This is a genomic window from Microbacterium sp. NPDC056057, assembly GCF_042266945.1.
In the GTDB taxonomy this organism is placed as follows: domain Bacteria; phylum Actinomycetota; class Actinomycetes; order Actinomycetales; family Microbacteriaceae; genus Microbacterium; species Microbacterium trichothecenolyticum_C.
On record NZ_JBHJWS010000001.1, the window covers coordinates 1608417 to 1623673 of the forward strand.

Consider the following 15257-nt stretch of genomic DNA (forward strand, 5'->3'; position numbering starts at 1 on the left):
GCGGCATGTCAGGATGGGCGGTGCAGGCACTCCGCCCCGCCACGAGAGGATCGCCATGACCGCGCCCGACCCGCATGCGACGCCCGCTCCGAGAGCGCAGGACGGGCGGACGGATGCCTCGCCCTCGCCGCTGCTGCGGATCGCGATCTGGGTCGCGATCGGCGCCCTCATCGCCGCCGCGCTGGTCTGTGTCGTCTGGGTGCTCATCGGAGGGCAGAACGGCCTCATCGGACGCGCGTTCCTGACGATCCTGCTGCTCGTCGCGTTCGCCGGGGTCGCCATCCTCGACGCCCACCTCGCGCCGCAGCGTCCGGCCTGGTTCGCGCTCGCGAGCATGGCCTCCTGGATCATCGCGCTCCTGCTCGGCGCCATCATGATCTGGATGCCGGAGCGCTACTTCTGGATCGGGTTCTCGAAGTTCGTCCAGTTCCTGCTGATCGTGCTGATCCTGCAGCTCGTCCTGCTGCACGTGCGCCTCTACATGAAGGCGCTCCAGCGTCACGACACGCCGTTCACCCGCACCGTCGCCATCATCACGATCGCGCTCGTGGTCGGCCTCGCGGCCCTGCTGATCATTCCGCTGGCGTTCGGCGAGTGGCTCATCCTCGCCGACCTCTACTGGCGCATCGTGGTCGCCGTGGCGATCCTCGCGGCGGTCGGCACGGCGCTTCTGCCGCTCGTGAACGTGCTGCTCGCGCCGAGGAAGCCCCGCGCCCACGTCGCGTACCCGGTCCTCGCGGCCCCGGTCGGCCCCGCCGCCATCGCCGCGCCGGTCGGTGCCCCGGCTTCGCACGAACTCCTCCCGTGGCCGACGTACGTCGACGGCGCCACGCCGTTGCCGATGCTGCCTGACGGCTCGCCGGACTGGAACGCGTACTACACGGGGTACCCGTCGCCGGGCGCGCACGTCTTCACCCGGATCGAGCCGGCTCCGTCCGCGCAGTTGCCCGCCCCGCAGATTCCTGCACCCACCGAGCCCGCCGCGCCGCAGTCGCCCGTGACGGCGCCCGGGTACGAGGGCTACCCGCCGCCCCCGCCGCTGCCGCCGCGCCCCTGAGCGACGGACCCGCTGCGGGTCACAGCATCCGACTCCTCCTCGCTCCACAGGTCAACCGGGGTTCTGCCGGAGGTTCGCGCCGATTCTGTCCCTGTGGAACCGCGGTTGACCTGTCGAAGCCAGGTGCGACGCGCTGGCCTCGACCTCGCCATCGCAGGATCAGTGCCGGAGCAGCTCCAGCGCGGCCATGGCGGCGTTGTGTCCGCCGAGGCCGCTGACGGCGCCGCCACGGCGCGCACCTGAACCGCACATCAACACAGTCGGATGCTGCGTCGCCACGCCCCAGCGCTCGGCAGGGGTGTCGAGCGGCTCGTCGTCTCCCGCCCACGGCCACGAGAGCGGCCCGTGGAAGATGTCGCCGCCCACCATGCCGAGCGAATGCTCCAGGTCGGCGGTGGTCCGCGCCTCGACGCACAACGTGCCGTCGGGAGCCTCGTAGAGACAATCGGCGATGGGCTCGGCGAGCACCGCGTCGAGCGAGCGCTGGGCCGCTTCGAGGAGCGCCGCGCGCGCAGCATCCGTGTCCCGTCCGTCCACGAGGCGGTGCGGCACCTGGAGGCCGAAGAGCGTCAGGGTGTGTGCGCCCGATGCGCGCAGGTCGGGACCGAGGATGGTCGGGTCGGTGAGGGAGTGGCAGTAGATCTCGGCCGGCAGGGGATCAGGGATGCTGCCGCCCACCGCCGCCCGGTACGCGTCGTCGAGCTGGGTCATGGTCTCGTTGACGTGGAAGGTGCCGGCGAACGCCGCCTCGGGAGCGACGCTGCCGTCGCGGAGACGGGGGAGCCGCTTCAGCAGCATGTTGACCTTCAGCTGCGCGCCCTCGGGCGCCGGCGCGTCGGCGGGAGGGGCGTCCGCGCCGCCGGCAACGAGCAGTCGCGAGAGAACCGCCGGTCCGACGCCGCTCAGCACCAGCCGAGCGTGCACGACGCCACCGCCCGCGAGCGCGATCTCGCCGTCCGGCGTCACGGCGGTCGCCTCGGTCTCGGTACGCAGCTCGGCCCCGGCCTCGGTCGCGGCGCGCGACAGTTCGGCCGTCACACGGCCCATGCCGCCGACGGGCACGTCCCAGTGCCCGGTCCCGCCGCCGATCACGTGGTAGAGGAAGCAGCGGTTCTGGCGGAGGCTCTCGTCGTCGGCGGAGGCGAAGGTGCCGATGAGACCGTCGGTGAGCGCGATGCCGCGGGCGATGTCGGTGTCGAACGACGACCGGATCACGTCGCCCAGGGGGCGCTCGAAGAGGTCGGACCAGAGCCGGTCGTCGCCGAGCTCCGCCCGCACCTCTCCGTGGCGACGGAGCGGCTGCGTCATCGAGGGGAAGAGGAGCCGCGCGACGGGCTCGATCCGGTCGGAGAACGCACCGAAACGCGTCGCCTCACCGCTGCTCCCGGTGACGCGGGCGAAGGAGCCCGCGGTGGCCGCGGCATCCGCGGTATCGATCAGGATGCCCCGCGACGGAGCCGCCGGATCGGGCGTATACGAGGAGTAGCGGCGGCGCAGCAGGCGGATGTCGAGCCCCAGGTCGTCGATGATGCCCTGCGGAAGCAGGCTGACGAGATAGGAGTAGCGCGAGAGCCGTGCGTCGACGCCCGCCCACGGCCGCTCCGACACCGCGGCGCCGCCCACGTGGTCGAGCCGCTCGAGGACGACGACCGAGCGTCCGGCTCGGGCCAGGTAGGCGGCGGCGACCAGGGCGTTGTGACCGCCGCCGACGATGGCGACGTCGAAGCGGGAGGAACGGGCGGCAGCGACCATGGGCTCCACGCTACCCAGGCGCGTGCTCGGGCAGCGCGCCGCTTCGTTACCGTGGAGGCATGAGCCTGGAGCACGACCTCGAATCCCTTGCCATCGACATCGCCCGCGAAGCCGGGGATCTGGCCCGGACGCGGCGCGAAGCGGGCGTCGCGATCGCGGCGACCAAGACCGCGCTCGCCGACATCGTGACGGAGGCCGACCGCGAGGTCGAGGCGCTCATCCGCGCCCGGCTGTCGGCCGCGCGCCCCGACGACGGGTTCCTCGGTGAGGAGACCGGCGGCGACCGCGGCGCGAGCGGCGTGACGTGGGTCGTCGACCCGATCGACGGCACCGTGAACTACGCCTACGGCATCCCGTCGTACGCCGTGAGCATCGCCGCCGTCCAGGGCGAGCCCACCCCCGGCGAGTGGGAGGCGCTGGCCGGCGTCGTCTACACCCCGGTGCTCGGCGAGATGTTCCACGCCGCCCGCGGCGAGGGAGCGTGGCTGGGTGTGAACCGGCTCGCCGTCAACCCGGAGGTCGGAGGAGCCGGCGCCCTCCTCGCGACCGGGTTCGGCTACGACCCCGCGACCCGGCCCGGAGACATCGAGCTCATCGGCCGCGTCATGCCCGCCGTGCCCGCGCGCGATCTGCGTCGCGGAGGGTCGGCCGCGAGCGATCTGGCCTTCGTGGCCGCCGGGCGCCTGGACGGGTACTTCGAACGCGGGCTCGCCCCGTGGGACTTCGCGGCGGGGTCGCTGCTCGTGACCGAGGCGGGTGGCCGATTCGGCCGCGCGAAGCCCGACGGCGGTCCGCGCGCCCCCCTCATCGTCGCCGCGACTCCGGCGATCTTCGACCGCCTGGCGGAGGCCGCGGGACTCGCGTGAAGACGCGGTTCTCATCGAATCCTCACCAAACGCGCGTCATGAAATCCGAGCCGCACATGGCATTCCCAGGACGCCCGGGGTAGGGTTTACCCGATCGTTACCTTCGCCACCCGAACGGCGGAGGGGTCCTTTTGCCCGAAGACCGCCTTGTCGCGAACACCCCCCCTCGCGGCACGACCTGAGAGCCTACTTCCGCTTTGCCTTTCGACGCCCCCCAGGCCGGATCTGCGCCCACGCGACGCTCCAGCCGACCCTCCGCAGCGCCTGCTCAGGCGACGCCGGAGGCAGCCGGGGCAGGCCGTGCGACCGTACGGCGGCAGGCGGCGAGCACCGCTCCCGAGCGTCCCGCGGTCGTGTGGGGTCGTCCGGTCGAGTCGAAGCGAACGGATGCTGCCGCCACCCCCGCGGTGAAGCCCGAGGCGACGTCGTACGTCGCGTCGACTCCTGAGGTCGCGGCTCCGGTGACTCCGGTCGCTTCCGCCCCGGTGGCTCCGGCTCCGGTGGCGACGCCGGTCGAGCCCGTGGCCCCGGCACCGTCGTCTGTCGAGCTTCCGGCGGCGTCCGGCCCCGTGATCGAGCCCGTCGCGCCGCGCGCCCGTGCCCGTTCGTCGGTCGCTGCTGCCGCCGCGCCCGCCGCCGAGCAGGTGAGCCGACGCTCGCGTCGCTCCCACACGACCGAGCAGCCCGTGACCGTCGTGCCGCCGATCGCCCCTGTCGCTCCCGCCGAGCCCGAGCGTCCGGCCGCGGCGTTCGAGGCCGGACTGCCGGCCCGCGAAGAGCCGGCACCGCTGCTCGACACCGTTCTTGCTCCTGCCGAGCCGTTCGAGCTTCTGGAGCCCGTCGCGATCGCCGAGTCGCCGGCCTCCTCCACCGCTGTTCCGGCGCCCGCCCAGAGTGCGACGCCGACCGAGGGTGCCTCCACGTGGATGGCCGACTCCTTCGCGAGGCTTCTCGCCGCCGAAGCCGCTGAGACGGTGGCCACGACGGCGCCCGAGGTCGAGGCGGCGGCACCGCAGCCGACCGCAGCGCCCGCCGTGTCGCCGGCACCTGCCCCGAGGCAGGCCGAGCCCGAATCGACGGCCGCACCGCGGGCCGCCGCGCCGTCGCAGACGGCGACCACGACCCAGCCGGAGCCGGTCGCCTCCTCCGGCGCCTCGCACACCGCCGAGCCGCAGACGCCCCGCGGGCGCAGCGAGCGCCCTCGCACCGAGCGCATCGAGCCTCTGACCGGCCCGATCCCCACTCCGGCAGCATCCGGAGTCGACGAGTTCGAAGCCGCATCCCGCCTGTTCGCCTTCACCGGCGAGACACCCGTTCAGCAGGCCGCGGCCGTTGCGGAGCCCGAGGCCGAGGCGACGCCTCACGCGGCGCCGCGCCGTGCGCAGACCCGTCGTGGCTCGGCCTTCAAGCGCGTCGCCACCGCGTCGTTCTCGGTCGGCGTCTTCGGCATCGTCGGGCTGATGGCCGTCGGCATGACGACCCCGGCCGAGGCGGTCGCCGCGGTCAACGGCACAGAGTCCTCGCTGTCGGTGCTCGCCGTCGGCGACGACTCGGCGCCGCTCATGGACGAGGCCGAGATCCAGGCGTACGTGGCTCCTGGCGATGCGCAGAGCGACACCCTCCAGCGCACCGAGAACTACGCGACGACCACCACGGCGCAGCTCGCGTCGGAGGCGGGGATCAAGAACTTCTCGAACCTCTTCCACAACAACCCGAACTCGAACATCCAGTGGCCCTTCGCGGTCGGTGTGACGATGTCGTACGGGTTCGGCATGCGCTCCGGCCGCATGCACGAGGGCATCGACTTCACGCCAGGCAACGGCGCTCCCGTGCAGGCGATCGCCGACGGCACCGTCCGCGTCGCCTCGGAGGCGGGCGGCGCCTACGGCGTGCACGTCATCATCGACCACATCGTCGACGGGCAGATGGTCTCGAGCCACTACGCGCACATGCAGTACGGCTCGCTGCAGGTCACCCCCGGCCAGCACGTCACCGTCGGCACGGTCATCGGCCGCACCGGCAATACGGGCCGCTCGTACGGCGCCCACACGCACTTCGAGATCCTCAAGAACGGCACCACCGCCATCGACCCGTGGCCGTGGCTGCAGGAGTACACCGACGGGACCCACACGGTGGGTTGAGTGGTTCGGAAGGGTGCCACGCCTCTGGTATCCTCTTCTAGTTGCCTGCTTGCAGGCAGCACGCCCCGATAGCTCAGTGGCAGAGCACTTCCATGGTAAGGAAGGGGTCGTCAGTTCAATCCTGACTCGGGGCTCGCAGCATCCATTTCGTGACCGTTGGATGCGTATGGCAGGGTAGCTCAGTTGGTGAGAGCGCACGACTCATAATCGTGAGGTCGCGGGTTCAAGCCCCGCTCCTGCTACAGATCAAATCCTCGGCTCAGCCGGGGATTTTTTCGTTGGGATGGGATGGCGGGCGGGGCCGGTGCGGGCGCTCCGGGTCGTTCGTGCCGTCTCGATCGCCCGGGCGACGAACTTGGGACTGGGAGTCTGCTCTGTACAGGAGCGGGCGCGACACCGTAGGTTCTCATCAGCCGATCGCGGCCGCATCGCTCTCACCAGACAGGCCACACCCGATGAAGACGATCGATTCCTCGCCCGTTGCCCGCTCGCGCTCCCGGCGGCGTCTCGCCGCGGCGGGTGCGGCCGTGGCAGTGACCGCCGCACTGCTCGCGATGCCGATGAGCGCGTCCGCCGCGGACCCCGTCGACATCACGCTGGTGTCGATCAACGACTTCCACGGCCGCATCGACACCAACACCGTGAAGTGGGCGGGGACGATCGAGCAGATCATCGCGTCGTCGACGAGCGGGAATGTGGCGATCACGGGTGCCGGAGACCTCGTGGGCGCGTCGCTCTTCGCGTCGGCGGTGGCCGACGATCAGCCGACGATCGACGTCATGAATGCGATCGGGCTGGACGCGAGCGCCGTCGGAAACCATGAGTTCGACAAGGGCTGGCCGGATCTGCGCGACCGCATCATCGGCGCCCCTGGTGCGCGCAACGCGGAGTGGGACTACCTCGGCGCGAACGTCTACGACTCCACGTCCGGCGCGCCCCTGCTTCCGGAGTACTCGGTGCTCACCTTCGACGGCGTCCGGGTGGGCGTGATCGGAGCGGTGACCGAGGAGACGCCCACCCTCGTCTCGCCCGCGGGCATGGTGGGCGTCACGATCGGCGACCCGGTCGAGGCGGTCAACCGCGTCGCCGGCGAGTTGAGCGACGGCGACGAATCGAACGGCGAAGCGGAAGTGCTCGTCGCGACCTTCCATGAGGGCGCTCCGAGCGGCGTCTCCACGCTCGAGCAGAACATCGCCGCCAGCGCCGCCTTCGCCGACATCGTCAATGGGGTCTCCGCCGAGGTCGACGTGCTCCTCAACGGGCACACCCACCAGGCCTACGTCTACAGTGCACCGGTGCCCGGTGTGCCGGGTGCGACACGTCCGGTGCTGCAGACGGGCAGCTACGGGGACTTCGTCGGCAAGGTGGATCTGCAGGTCGATCCTGACACCGGCGGTGTCACGATTCTCAGCGCGGTCAACGTGCCGCGCACGACCATGGCCGACGCCGATCTGATCGCGGCCTACCCGGGCCTGGTGGAGGTCAACCAAATCGTGGTCGACGCACTCGCGAATGCGGCGGAGGTCGGCAACCAGCCGGTCGGTCTGGTGAGCGGTGACATCACGACCGCCTACGCGAACGGCGCGTTCGGTGCCGACGGCTACCAAGCGGTCCGCAACAACGCGAACCGCGACCAGCGCAACCTGGAGTCCTCGCTGGGCGCACTCGTCTCCAACGTGCTGCGCGACACCCTGGACCCGCTCGGCGTCGACCTGCCCACAGACGCCGCGACGATCGGCGTCGTCAACCCGGGCGGACTGCGCGCGGAACTCTTCTACCCCGCGTCCGCCGCAGAGGGCAATGGGGTGGTGACCTACGCCGAGGCCAACAGCGTGCTCCCGTTCGTGAACAATCTGTGGACCACCCACCTCACAGGTGCGCAGGTGAAGACGATGCTCGAACAGCAGTGGCAGCGCGATGCCGCAAACCAGGTCCCCACTCGCGCCTACCTGCAGCTCAGCCTGTCGGACAACGTCGACTACACCTTCGACCCGGCGCTGCCTGAGGGCGCGCGCATCACATCGATCACCGTGTCGGGCCAGCCGATCGACCTGGCCGCGACCTACAAGATCGCGACGTTCTCGTTCCTGGTGGCGGGAGGAGACAACTTCCGGGTGTTCACGCAGGGCACGTCGCCCGCGGACTCGGGACTCGTCGACCGGGACGCATGGATCGCGTACCTCCAGGCACGAGCAGCTGCTCCCGGGATCGCGCCCGATCACATCCGCACCTCCGCGGCCGTGTCGCCCCTGCCGACCGCGCTGAATCACGGCGAGCTCCTGTCGACGACGCTGTCGTACCTCGATCTCACGAGCCTCGGCGCGCCGGCGTCCTCGAGCGTCGCGGTCGCCGTCGGGGGAGTGCCGCTCGGTTCTGTGCCGGCGATCTTCTCCCCGGCAGCGAATGGCAACGCGGCACCCGCGAACGGCCAGAGCGGGACGGCTGCCGTCTCACTGACCGTGCCGCCGACCGTCCCGGTGGGCGATCAGGTCCTGACCTTCACCGTGCAGCCGTCCGGCAAGGTGATCAGCGTCCCGGTGGTCGTCAGCGGACCGCTCGTCGCCGACGCCGGGGGCCCGTACTCGATCGACGAGGGTGACGAGCTCACGCTCGATGCGTCGGGGTCCACGGCGGGGGCCACCTACGAGTGGGACATCGACGGCGACGACGTCTTCGCCGACGCGTCGGGGGTCGCCCCGACCCTGACATGGGCACAGCTCGAGGCGCTTGGCGTCGATGACGGCCCCGCTGCGCACACCGTCACGCTCCGCGTGTCGTTCGGCGACGATTCCGCGACCGAGACCGCGCTGCTGAGCGTCGCCAACACCGCGCCGGAGTCGGTCCTCACCGGTGCGCTCACCGCCACCGCAGGCAAGCTCTTCACGATCAAGGTCGGCGCCGACGACCCGTCGTCCGCCGACATGGAGGCGCTCTTCACGTACACCGTCGACTGGGGCGACGGGTCGCCGGTCGAAACCGTGGTCGGCCCCGCGGATCCGCCGGTGTCGCACACCTACACGAAGGCGGGCTCGTTCGCCGCGTCCTTCACGGCGACCGACAAAGACGGCGGCACCGGGTCTCCGACGAGCGTGACCGTCGTCGCGGCCCCGCCGGCGGCACAGCCGCCGTCGGGCGGCGCGCTTCCGGCCACGGGAGCGGAGTCGCCCACGCCGTGGGTCATGCTCGGCGGCGCGTTCATCGCTGTCGGTGCCGGCCTCGTCGTCGCCCGCGCCATCGCCAGGAGGAACCGGTCACGTGTCTGACCGCGCCGCGCCATCGTCTGCGCCGCGGGGGAGCGGAGTCAGGAGATGACGAGTCTCACGAACTCCGCCACCCCGTCCCCGTCGTTGACGTAGCTGTACGACGCATCCGTCGGATAGGTGGCGTGGCCGCCCGCCTCCAGGGCGATGTCACCGTCGGCGCGCCGGATGATCAGGCGGCCGCCGGTGACCAGCACCATCTCGTGCCAGCCGGCGGGGTCGGGCTCCGCGTCGTACCGATCTCCTGGTTCCAATGCCCAGGTCCACAGCTGCGCCTCCATGGTCGCGGGCGCCGCACCGCACAGGACCGCGATGCTGGCGGGCCCGGCTCCGCGCCACATGACCTCGTCGATGCGGGTGGATGGTGAGGAGGGTTCGGCCACCAGTCGACTGAAGGTGGTGCCGAGAGCCTCTGCGAGGCGATCGACGGCCGACAGACTGACGTTGGCTTCCCCTGCCTCGAGGTTGATGACGGTGCGTCGGCTCAGCCCCGAGGCTTCGGCGAGGGCCGCCTGGCTCATCGCCGCCCGGGCCCGCGCGGCGCGGACGTTCTCGCCCACGTGGCGGAGGACGGCCGATTCTCGCTCGATTTGCGTGTGCACAATTCTGCACACTAACATGTGCAGAATGTTGCACAGTCGATGGTCGGTATCCCTCAGCAGACAGGAGTGGGCACTCGTCGGCATCACCGCGCTGTGGGGGTCGACCTTCCTCATCGTCCACATCGCCATGCAGCACAGCGGTCCCTGGTTCTTCGTGGGGCTGCGCTTCCTGGTCGCCGCCGTCGCCGCGGCGGTCGTCTTCCGGTCCACGCTGCGCGGGATCCGGGCGATCGATGTCTGGGCAGGCGTCGCGATCGGCACGACGATCTACCTCGGATACGGGCTTCAATCGGCCGGCCTCCAGACGATCAACAGCAGCACGTCTGCGTTCATCACTGCCTTCTACGTGCCGCTGGTTCCCCTTCTTCAGTGGCTGGTGTGGCGCAAAGCCCCGGGCAGGATGACCCTGATCGGCGTCGGGCTGGCTTTCGTCGGGCTCCTCCTGGTGGCAGGGCCAGGCGCATACGGGACCGGTCTCGGCACGGGCGAGCTCCTCACGATCATCAGCACGCTGGCGATCGCGGGCGAGGTCGTGCTGATCAGCTTCTTCGCGCGGCGGGTCGACCTCGGCCGGGTCACGATCGTGCAGCTGGCGGTCGCAGGGCTGCTCGCCCTGCTGACGATGCCGGTCGTGGGAGAGGCCGTGCCGGCGTTCTCCTGGGGATGGCTGATCCCCGCGGTCGGTCTCGGCGTCGCGAGCTGCGTCATCCAGCTGACCATGAACTGGGCGCAGAAGTCGGTCTCGCCCACGCGCGCCACGATCATCTACGCGGGGGAGCCGGTGTGGGCGGGCGTCGTCGGCAGGCTGGCCGGCGAGCGCATGGCCCCCATCGCGCTGGTGGGCGCTGCCCTCATCGTGATCGGGATGGTGGTGAGCGAGCTCAAACCCGCCCGGACGCCCTCATCGGACGTCGTCTCCCCATCTGATTCCGGTGAAGCGGATGCTGCGGAAGAGGCGACGGCGCGACCCTGAGGTCGTGCCGGTTCACGCTATCTATGTGGTGCGTCGACGACTGCCGCAGTGTGGACTTGGGGGAACATTCTGCAGCTCGTTCGCGAAGGGGGGAGACCGGCGTTGGATGGACCTGAGCTTCTCCGGCGGTTCTGCATCGGCGATCGCGCGCTCGCGGACGATTCGGGCGAGCTCTGGGCGAGATGCGTGGACGACCGCACGAGAGAGCTCATCAGGGTCGGCGCGCTGATCGCGATGTCGGCACCCCACGTGTCGCTGCAGACGGCGATCGACGATGCCCTCTCCGCGGGCGTCGCCGACGACGAGATCATCGCCGTGATGGACGGCCTGGTCAGCATCGTCGGACTGCCGCGAGCGGTTGCTGCGGCCCCGCGCATCGCCTTCGCCCTGGGGTACAGCGAGGACTTCCTCGGCGACCAGGAGTGAGGCGGCGGCGTGCCTACCCGCCGAGCAGGCCGATGGCGACCGCGCGTTCGACAGCGGCGCCGCGGGTCGTCACGGAGAGCTTGCGGTAGACCGAGCTGAGCTGGGAGCTGACGGTGTTGCGCGAGACGTACAGCCGCTGCCCGATCTCGGCGATCGTGAGGTGCGTCTGCAGGTACGGCAGGAGGCGGAGTTCGGCCGGCGTCAGCGGTACCGTTCCTCCGCGGTGAGGCTCCGCGGACAGTCCGGCCCGGAACTCCTCGATCTGGGCCGCGACGACTCCCACGTCGGGCCTCTTCCGCAGCAGGTGGTCGCACTCCGCAAGGAGGTGGAACGCCGCGGAGCGGTCGCCGAGAGCGACGTGCGCCTTGGCGAGCTGCAGGCGCACGCGCAGTGAGACGAACGGGAGCAAGTGGGTGCACCCCACCCTCGCCCGCATGCCGCGAGCGAGGAGTCGCTCGCCGCGCTCACGGTCGCCGAGGTGCACGGCGACCCGAGCGGCGACGGCCAGGGCGAACGCGGTGGTGGGGTAACCCTCCAGGTGGTTCGCGTCGATCGCGTCGGCGCCCCGCTGGGCGTGGGCGGCGGCGGCCGTCCACAGGCCGCCGTCGATCGCGATCAGCGCCAGCTCGGGCTCGCTCAGGATGACGGTGTCCGGCGCGTTGACGACGGTCGCGACCTCGATCGCGTCCGCGAACGCCTCACCCGCGGTGTCAGAGTCTCCCCGAAGGATCGCCGCCGATCCCCAGAGGTGCAGCGCCTGGGCTCGCCAAGGGCTCGTGAGCGGCTCGTGCTCGATCGCGTAGGCGGCGTCGACGGCGACCTGCTCGTGCCCGTGCCGGCACATCGCGGCGCGCACCATGGACCGTGCGGATTCGAACAGCACGCGATCGTCCTCGGGGAACAGGCCTGCGTCGACCCGGTCGAGCAGCGCCGACCACTTCTCGCCCTCCACAACCTCGCCGAGGAGCACCGCAGCCCACGTCCTGAAGACCACGAGGGTGGGGTTGGCCAGGAGCATGGCGGGACCGAGCTGGTCGAACCAGCGCCGCACCGTCGTGATCTGGCCCTGCTCGTACATCGTGAGTGCGACCTCGGTGATCAGCGCGGCCGCGCGGCCGAAGTCCCCTGCTCGGAGCAGGTGCTCGACGGCCGACGCCTGGGCCCCCTGCTCCTCGTGCCATTGCGCCGCGCGCAGGTGCAGTGCTGAAGCCGCGTCGGCGCCTTCGGACCGCTCGAGCTCCCCGAGGAGGTACTCGCGGAACAGGGCGTGGAACCGGAACCAGCTCCGGGTCCTGTCCATCGGGACGAGGAACAGGTTCGCCGCTTCCAGGTCGCCGAGTCGGCGCCGTGCATCTCCGATCTGCAGCACGGCGTTGCACGCTTCCGGTGAGATCTGGTCGAGGACGGCACTGCGACGAAGGAAGAGCTGCGTCGGCTCGGGAAGGCGCTCGATGCACTCCCGGTAGAGGTAATCCGCGACGTAGCGTTCATCGCCCGTGACGCGTGTGGCGTCGCCGCCCGCTCGTGCGACGAGCGCGCACAGGTACAGTCCCGTCGGCCACCCTTCGCACTTCGCGACGATGCCGGCGAGGTCCGTCTCGGCGATGTGGGCGGCCCCTGCCGCGTCGAACACCGTCCGGGCGTCGGCGGCGTCCAGAATCAGATCGTCGGACGACACCTCCCAGACGACTCCTTGCGCGCGCAGTCGCGCGAGAACGGGCGGCTCCTGGCGGCCCGCGAGGACGACCTGGGAGCCGGCCGGCACCCTCGCGAGGAGGACCTCCAGCGCGTCCTGGCAGGCCGGCGACGCGACCAGATGCAGGTCGTCGATGAAGAGGACGAAATCGTTCGGTGCGGAGGAGAGCACGGCGGCGAGGAGGGGCGCCGATCGTCCGAGTGCCCCGGAGCCCACGCCCCGCATCTCGTCGACGACGTCCTCGGCGATGGATGAGAAGCTCGAGCACGCGGACGCGACGACGGGCAGGAGGGTCGCGGGTTCGTCGTCGGTGCGCTCCAGCGACACCCAGGCGACCTTTCGCGTCTCGGTGACGGCCCACTCCGCGAGCATCGTGGACTTGCCGTATCCGGCAGGAGCGGCGACCGAGACGATACGGGCGGCGCTTGTTCGGGCGCGCTCGATCTGACGACGTCTGCTGACAGCATTGGTCCGCCAGGGTGGAACCCGGGTCTTGCTCTCGAGCAGCACCGCCTGCAGATCGCGTCCCCCCAGGACCGCGTCTCGGAGCGTGTCCGGCACGGTCCGCATCCTATTGCGCGGTTTCCATCGACCACAAACCCACCCCGGTAGCTTCTCCGTCGACCAGATCCTGCGATGCGCAGGACGTCGGCCCATGCGATAGAGCGCTGGCCACGTCGCCGAGACCGATACGGTCGTAGTCGGCTGCCGGCACCCACTGCGGCCGGAGACTCGAGGAGGAACGATGACGTCCACGCCGCCCGTGGGAGGACTGCCCGAGCTGGAATGGACCCACGGCGGGTCCCTGGCGCGGTACGACGAACAGACGCGCACCCTCGAGCTGACCTGCGCCGCGGGCGTCGACTGGACGAACGATGCGACCGGCGCACCGCCGCAGCACGAGGCATCCAGTCTCTCTTTCGTCGCCCCGGCGTCGCCGTTCACGCTGCAGGCGCGCGTCGAGGTGGTCGGCCAACGCACGACATTCGACGCCGGCGCGCTGACGATCTGGCGCGACAGCGACCACTGGGCGAAGCTCTGCTTCGAGTTCTCACCGCAGGGCGAGGCGATGGTCGTCAGCGTGGTCACGCGCGGCTTGTCGGATGACGTGAACTCCGCGGTCGTCACGGACCGCGCGGTGTGGCTGCGGATCGCCTCGCTGGGCGGGGATGCGTGGGCGTTCCACGCCTCTCAGGACGGCGTCCGGTGGGACTTCGTCCGGCTGTTCTCTCTCGCCGACGGCGCCGCGCCAGTTCGGGTCGGCTTCATGGCCCAGGCGCCGCTCGGGGACGCCTGCACCGCGGTGTTCGACGAGATCGATCTGCGCACGACCCTCGTCTCGGATCTCCGCGACGGATCGTAGACGGATGCTGCGCCTATGAGTGGGCGCGAGTGCCGCCGCGTCGCGCGGCCAGGTACTCCGCGGGCATGCCGGGCCCGATGCGGATCGCGACCTCTTCCGCCGGCACGGCGCCGCACGCGTCGCACGTCGCCGTGGCGTGGATCGCGCTGTCGCACACCGAGTGGCGGTAGAGGATCGGCGGATCGATCGGCGACGCCCACTCGTCGCCCCACTCCGTGAGGGCGATGAGGGAGACGGCCAGCGCCCGGCCCTTCGGCGTGAGTACGTAGTCGGCGGCGCCGTCCCGCAGCATGATGCCGGCGGCTACGAACGACTCCAGTCGCGAGGTGAGGACGTTCGTCGCGATGCCCAGATTGTGTTGAAAGTCGCTGAATCGCGTCACGCGCGCGAACAGGGCGTCGCGGATGATGAGCAGGCTCCAGCGTTCTCCGACCATCTCGAGAGAGCGCGCGATCGAGCACACCTGCGTGTCGTACGTCTTGCCGAGCATGGGTCGAATCTATCACTTGCGTGATGCAAGTAGCAGCGCTAGGGTCGCTTGCATCACGCAAGTCATCGATCCGACCGGGTCGCGAGCAAAGGAGCGGGAAGCATGACCGCGAGCTTCACCACGACGATCACCGTCAACGCCTCGGCGCAGGACGCGTTCGACGCGATCAACGACGTCTCGGGCTGGTGGGGCCGGACCACCGGTTCGACCACGGAGGTGGGCGGCGAGTTCGTCTACGTGGTCCCGGGCCTGCACTACAGCGGATTCCGGGTCACCGAGCTGGAGCCCGGCCGCCGCGTGGTGTGGCTGGTCACCGGCAGCCACCTCGACTTCGTGGCCGACAAGCAGGAGTGGAACGGCACGACCGTCCGGTTCGACATCCTCGAGAGCGAGGGCCGTACCCGCGTCGTCTTCACCCACGACGGGCTCACGGCCGACGACGACTGCTACGACATCTGCACCAACGCGTGGGGGATGTTCGTGAACGGCAGTCTCAAGGCGCGCATCGAGACGGGCGAAGGTGCGCCGTATGTCTTCGGCGGCGACGAGGAGCTGACCGCGGAAGACCACGATGAACTGCACAGTCAGGTCGCGGCCGCCCGCGGGCGTGTCGGTGGTGCCGCCTAGAGTG

General features: G+C 70.6%; 12 protein-coding genes and 2 tRNA genes. 10 read left to right on the top strand and 4 right to left on the bottom strand.

The genetic code is table 11. From position 1 onward, the window contains the following. The first annotated feature begins 55 nt into the window (after positions 1-55). Positions 56-1057 carry a hypothetical protein gene (locus ACFC1K_RS06735; RefSeq protein ID WP_375870966.1) on the top strand — a complete coding sequence of 334 codons (1002 nt, stop codon included), beginning with the start codon at positions 56-58 and terminating at the stop codon, positions 1055-1057. A gap of 159 nt (positions 1058-1216) precedes the next feature. On the opposite strand, the gene ACFC1K_RS06740 is transcribed toward ACFC1K_RS06735, so the two are convergent. Continuing rightward, positions 1217-2809, bottom strand: coding sequence for a phytoene desaturase family protein (locus tag ACFC1K_RS06740; RefSeq protein ID WP_375870967.1), 1593 nt, complete (start codon positions 2807-2809; stop codon positions 1217-1219). Positions 2810-2868: 59 nt separating this feature from the next. Between ACFC1K_RS06740 and ACFC1K_RS06745 the strand changes: the two genes are divergently transcribed. The 5 genes from ACFC1K_RS06745 (at position 2869) to ACFC1K_RS06765 (ending at position 9079) form a co-directional block, all read left to right on the top strand. Then, entirely contained in the window at positions 2869-3675 is an 807-nt protein-coding gene (locus ACFC1K_RS06745) for an inositol monophosphatase family protein (RefSeq protein ID WP_375870968.1), read from the top strand. 353 nt (positions 3676-4028) lie between these two features. After that, a complete protein-coding gene (locus ACFC1K_RS06750) occupies positions 4029-5816 on the top strand; it encodes a peptidoglycan DD-metalloendopeptidase family protein (RefSeq protein WP_375870969.1) in 1788 nt (595 codons plus the stop codon). Positions 5817-5878: 62 nt separating this feature from the next. Beyond that, a tRNA-Thr gene (locus ACFC1K_RS06755) sits at positions 5879-5950 on the top strand. 34 nt (positions 5951-5984) lie between these two features. Further along, positions 5985-6058 (top strand) — tRNA-Met (locus ACFC1K_RS06760). A 213-nt stretch (positions 6059-6271) separates the two neighbouring features. Next, positions 6272-9079 (top strand): 5'-nucleotidase C-terminal domain-containing protein, encoded by a 2808-nt coding sequence (locus tag ACFC1K_RS06765; protein ID WP_375870970.1) that lies wholly within the window; start codon positions 6272-6274, stop codon positions 9077-9079. A gap of 38 nt (positions 9080-9117) precedes the next feature. Here ACFC1K_RS06765 and ACFC1K_RS06770 read toward each other — a convergent pair whose 3' ends face one another. Beyond that, positions 9118-9678, bottom strand: a complete 561-nt coding sequence (locus ACFC1K_RS06770) for a helix-turn-helix domain-containing protein (protein WP_375870971.1) — start codon at positions 9676-9678, stop codon at positions 9118-9120. 25 nt (positions 9679-9703) lie between these two features. Here ACFC1K_RS06770 and ACFC1K_RS06775 point away from each other — a divergent pair, with 25 nt between their 5' ends. Further along, on the top strand, positions 9704-10651 hold the full coding sequence (locus ACFC1K_RS06775; protein WP_375870972.1) for a DMT family transporter: 948 nt from the start codon (positions 9704-9706) through the stop codon (positions 10649-10651). Between the two features lie 48 nt (positions 10652-10699). Next, complete coding sequence (locus tag ACFC1K_RS06780) at positions 10700-11077, top strand: carboxymuconolactone decarboxylase family protein (RefSeq protein ID WP_375870973.1); 378 nt, start codon at positions 10700-10702, stop codon at positions 11075-11077. Positions 11078-11090: 13 nt separating this feature from the next. Here the strand turns inward: ACFC1K_RS06780 and ACFC1K_RS06785 are convergent, their stop codons facing one another. Further along, entirely contained in the window at positions 11091-13334 is a 2244-nt protein-coding gene (locus tag ACFC1K_RS06785) for a LuxR C-terminal-related transcriptional regulator (RefSeq protein ID WP_375870974.1), read from the bottom strand. A gap of 184 nt (positions 13335-13518) precedes the next feature. Here ACFC1K_RS06785 and ACFC1K_RS06790 point away from each other — a divergent pair, with 184 nt between their 5' ends. After that, the gene (locus ACFC1K_RS06790) at positions 13519-14136 is read left to right on the top strand and encodes a DUF1349 domain-containing protein (protein WP_375870975.1); all 618 of its coding nucleotides are present in this window, start codon (positions 13519-13521) and stop codon (positions 14134-14136) included. 13 nt (positions 14137-14149) lie between these two features. On the opposite strand, the gene ACFC1K_RS06795 is transcribed toward ACFC1K_RS06790, so the two are convergent. Beyond that, positions 14150-14626 (bottom strand): winged helix-turn-helix transcriptional regulator, encoded by a 477-nt coding sequence (locus tag ACFC1K_RS06795; RefSeq protein ID WP_375870976.1) that lies wholly within the window; start codon positions 14624-14626, stop codon positions 14150-14152. A 102-nt stretch (positions 14627-14728) separates the two neighbouring features. On the opposite strand from ACFC1K_RS06795, the gene ACFC1K_RS06800 reads away from it, so the two are divergent. Then, on the top strand, positions 14729-15253 hold the full coding sequence (locus ACFC1K_RS06800; RefSeq protein ID WP_310285201.1) for an SRPBCC domain-containing protein: 525 nt from the start codon (positions 14729-14731) through the stop codon (positions 15251-15253). Positions 15254-15257: the final 4 nt, after the last annotated feature.

Coding starts and splice junctions, on each gene's coding strand:
- ACFC1K_RS06790 (WP_375870975.1), top strand. CDS start 13,519: ATGACGTCCACGCCGCCCGTGGGAGGACTGCCCGAGCTGGAATGGACC.
- ACFC1K_RS06800 (WP_310285201.1), top strand. CDS start 14,729: ATGACCGCGAGCTTCACCACGACGATCACCGTCAACGCCTCGGCGCAG.
- ACFC1K_RS06735 (WP_375870966.1), top strand. CDS start 56: ATGACCGCGCCCGACCCGCATGCGACGCCCGCTCCGAGAGCGCAGGAC.
- ACFC1K_RS06795 (WP_375870976.1), bottom strand. CDS start 14,626: ATGCTCGGCAAGACGTACGACACGCAGGTGTGCTCGATCGCGCGCTCT.
- ACFC1K_RS06745 (WP_375870968.1), top strand. CDS start 2,869: ATGAGCCTGGAGCACGACCTCGAATCCCTTGCCATCGACATCGCCCGC.
- ACFC1K_RS06740 (WP_375870967.1), bottom strand. CDS start 2,809: ATGGTCGCTGCCGCCCGTTCCTCCCGCTTCGACGTCGCCATCGTCGGC.
- ACFC1K_RS06765 (WP_375870970.1), top strand. CDS start 6,272: ATGAAGACGATCGATTCCTCGCCCGTTGCCCGCTCGCGCTCCCGGCGG.
- ACFC1K_RS06775 (WP_375870972.1), top strand. CDS start 9,704: ATGTTGCACAGTCGATGGTCGGTATCCCTCAGCAGACAGGAGTGGGCA.